General features: G+C 33.7%; 2 protein-coding genes. Both read right to left on the bottom strand.

Features of this window, described 5'->3' with window-relative positions; genetic code table 11:
- Positions 1-289: 289 nt before the first annotated feature.
- Complete coding sequence (locus tag AC22ZQ_RS13825) at positions 290-1,003, bottom strand: LytR/AlgR family response regulator transcription factor (RefSeq protein WP_318959351.1); 714 nt, start codon at positions 1,001-1,003, stop codon at positions 290-292.
- A 4-nt stretch (positions 1,004-1,007) separates the two neighbouring features.
- The gene (locus tag AC22ZQ_RS13820) at positions 1,008-2,858 is read right to left on the bottom strand and encodes a tetratricopeptide repeat-containing sensor histidine kinase (protein ID WP_318959350.1); all 1,851 of its coding nucleotides are present in this window, start codon (positions 2,856-2,858) and stop codon (positions 1,008-1,010) included.
- Positions 2,859-3,028: the final 170 nt, after the last annotated feature.

Here is a 3,028-nt window from a genome sequence, read left to right as displayed (position 1 = left end):
TAGATGTTTGAACAAATAATGAATGGGCCTTTACGAATATCAATCAGAATAGAATTATTGTCTTAAAATACTGACCTTTGAGTAGCACAAAGCAAAAAAAGGCATTTAACCGGCCTTTTTACATGTAAACCAGTAGTAGATGTAATGTACATCAAGCAAATGGCATAACTCTTTTGGGTTGTGCCATTTTTTTTAAAACTAGAATATGGCTGAACATAGCATACCTTGTGGTCTCATTTGATAAGCCTACTCGCTAAACCTAAAAAAAGCAATGGAGACATTGCTTTTTTTATTTTAACAAATCTGCTACCATACTTCTTTTACGTACTGAAACAGGGATTTCCATATTGTTTTGAAGTTGCACGTGTCCCTTTTTATTGTAGCTAGTAATGTATTTTAAGTTAACCAAATGAGATTGATGGATACGGATGAAAGTTTCATCCGGTAGTAAGGAGTTGTATTCCTTTAAAGTTTTAGAACTTAATATACGTTTTCCGCTGCTCATGTGAAAATGAGTGTAGCCTAAATCTGCCTCACAACGAACAATTTCATCCAAAGGGAGAATGTATATTTGCTCGGTGGTTTTTACAACGAGTCTTTTTAAATCGTTGTTCTTTTTCGAAGCTTGAATGAGCTGTTCTGCCTGTATGTTTTTTTGCTCTCGGAGCCTATTAATAGTTCCTTCTAATTCTTCGGGATCTATAGGTTTTAATAAGTAATCAAACGCATTGTATTTAAAGGCCTTTATAGCATACTCATTGTAGGCTGTAATAAAGATTAAATGGAAATTTTTATTGGGGATTTTATCGAGTAGGTGAAACCCCGTGTTTTGCTTTAATTGAATGTCTAGTAATACCAAGTCGGGAGAAAGTGAATTAATCAATTGCTCTCCCTCTTCTATATTTTCAGCTTCTCCAACTACTTCTAAGTCGGGAATATTATTCACAAGAATTTTTAATCCTTCGCGAATTTGTTTTTCATCATCTATTATTACTGTTTTCATATTACTATTCTTGAAGTGAAGTTATAGGGATAACAAGTGTTGCTTTTGTACCAATTATTTGCTGGTTTTGGTCTAAATTATCTGCGATTTCGTAATATAAGTTTAGGTTTAACTTCTTTGCCAGTATCTCTAAGCGTCTATTTAATATTTTACTGGCATGAGAAGTTTTGTTGGGGTTCTTTTTGTTTTGCGTTCTAGAATATCCAACGCCGTTATCAATAAAGGTAATGTGTAAATGATCATCTTTGTCTTGTACGTCTATTTCAATACGTGGATGATCAACCCCTTCAAGTCCATGTTCTAAGGCATTTTCAACGATAGGCTGCATCATCATTCCAGGTATGTAGATATCGGTATCCTGTTCAAGTTCCTCGTCTACATTGATAACGTATTCTAAATTTCCATTGAGACGCAAGTTTTGCATTTCTAAGTAATCGCGTATGCTTTTAATCTCATCTTCAAATAATGCTGTGTCGTGGGTAGACTGCTCTAAGTTGTAACGCAGTAGTTTCGAGAATTTTACCAAGTATTTAACAGCCACTTCTTTCTGATCTTGAAGGATGTTGGATTGAATATTAGAAAGGGAGTTAAAAATAAAGTGAGGATTCATTTTAGAATGTAATAGTTTTTGCTCCATGAGCATTTTCTCCACCTTACTTTGGAAGTTTTTATTTTTGAAATATAAGGCTAGTAATAGTCCGATCAACACCAATAAAGCACTGGATACAATAATCAATAACCTGTTTTTAGAGAGTAATTGCTGCTGTTTAGTATTGATCTTTTTTAAGCTTGATATTTCTTGTTCCTTTTGGTTGGTTTCGTATTCAACGGTAAGTCGTTCTAACTCTTTGACCTTTGTTTCATCCAGTAATTCTTCTGATAAAAGACGTAACTCTTCACTGTAGGCTAATGCTTCTTTGTATTTATTTTGTTCTTTTTTTACGCGTACTAATTGTGCAAGTGCCGATTTTTTCGTGTGTTTAATAGGGTTGCGTTCTATTGCATTTAATAAGAAAAGTTCAGCTTCTTCCAAATTGTTTTGATCAATCAGAAGGTTGGCATAGTTTACTAAAAGACCTAAGTTTACCCTGTTGTGGTCATAATTTAAAGCCAATTGAAATAAACTATCAGCTTTTTTGTATTTACTTAATTTGTAATAGGCTCTACCTAAATTGTTGTAAGAACGTACGATGTTTATACTGTCTTTTAATTTGAAGTTGATTTCCTGAGACAAATTGTGGTAAACTAAGGCAGAGTCTAACATGTTCTCGGAAATATATAATACACCTAAGTTATTGTAGGTAGCAGAGGTGTTTGCTAAATTTCCCTGCTCTTTAAAGATCTGCGCTTCTTTTTTAAGGTAACTATAGGCTTTTTGGTAGTCTTTCAGTAGGTAAAAGAGTCTTGCATAGGAGTCGTAGAGGTGGGGGAGGTAAGAGTAGTTGTTTTCTTCAACAATTGGACAAATTTTCTGAAAAATCAACAATCCTTCCTTGTACTTACCGGTGTTCATTAAATAGGTTCCCCACATGAATTCAAAATTGTAGAGGTATTCCTGGTTGTGGTAGTCTGTTGCCAGCTGATTTCCTATGTTGTAGTATTTAATGATTGAGTCATGATCGAATTGATAAATACGAAAGTATTCCATCAATTTTACATACAACTTCAAATGCTCTTCTGGATCTTTAATTAAATCTTCTTGAGATTTAATTTCATACAACTCGTTGAGAAAAGCTTTTTCATAACCCTCCTTTATTAAGCTGTCTGCTTTTTCAAAAGTGTTTTCCTGACTCCACACAGAAAAGGAGGTGCATAGCAAGAGTGTAAAGAATAAGGATCGCAGTAGATCACGCATGTATCCTGTAGTTTATTGAGTTGTTGTAAAGCAACAAAAATAGAAAAATTAACTAGATGCTTAATTTATAAAGATAAAAGTAAATTTCTAATAGATGAATTGAATTTTCACAGGGTTGAATGTGAGAAGTTGAACGTTTTAAATGTGTAGGATTAGAGAAAGATGTTTGG

The organism is Lishizhenia sp. (assembly GCF_057456495.1).
This window is presented reverse-complemented; position numbering and strand designations above follow the sequence as displayed.

Excerpts from the sequence above, each read along its gene's own strand:
- AC22ZQ_RS13825 (WP_318959351.1), bottom strand. The coding sequence starts at position 1,003 with ATGAAAACAGTAATAATAGATGATGAAAAACAAATTCGCGAAGGATTA.
- AC22ZQ_RS13820 (WP_318959350.1), bottom strand. The coding sequence starts at position 2,858 with ATGCGTGATCTACTGCGATCCTTATTCTTTACACTCTTGCTATGCACC.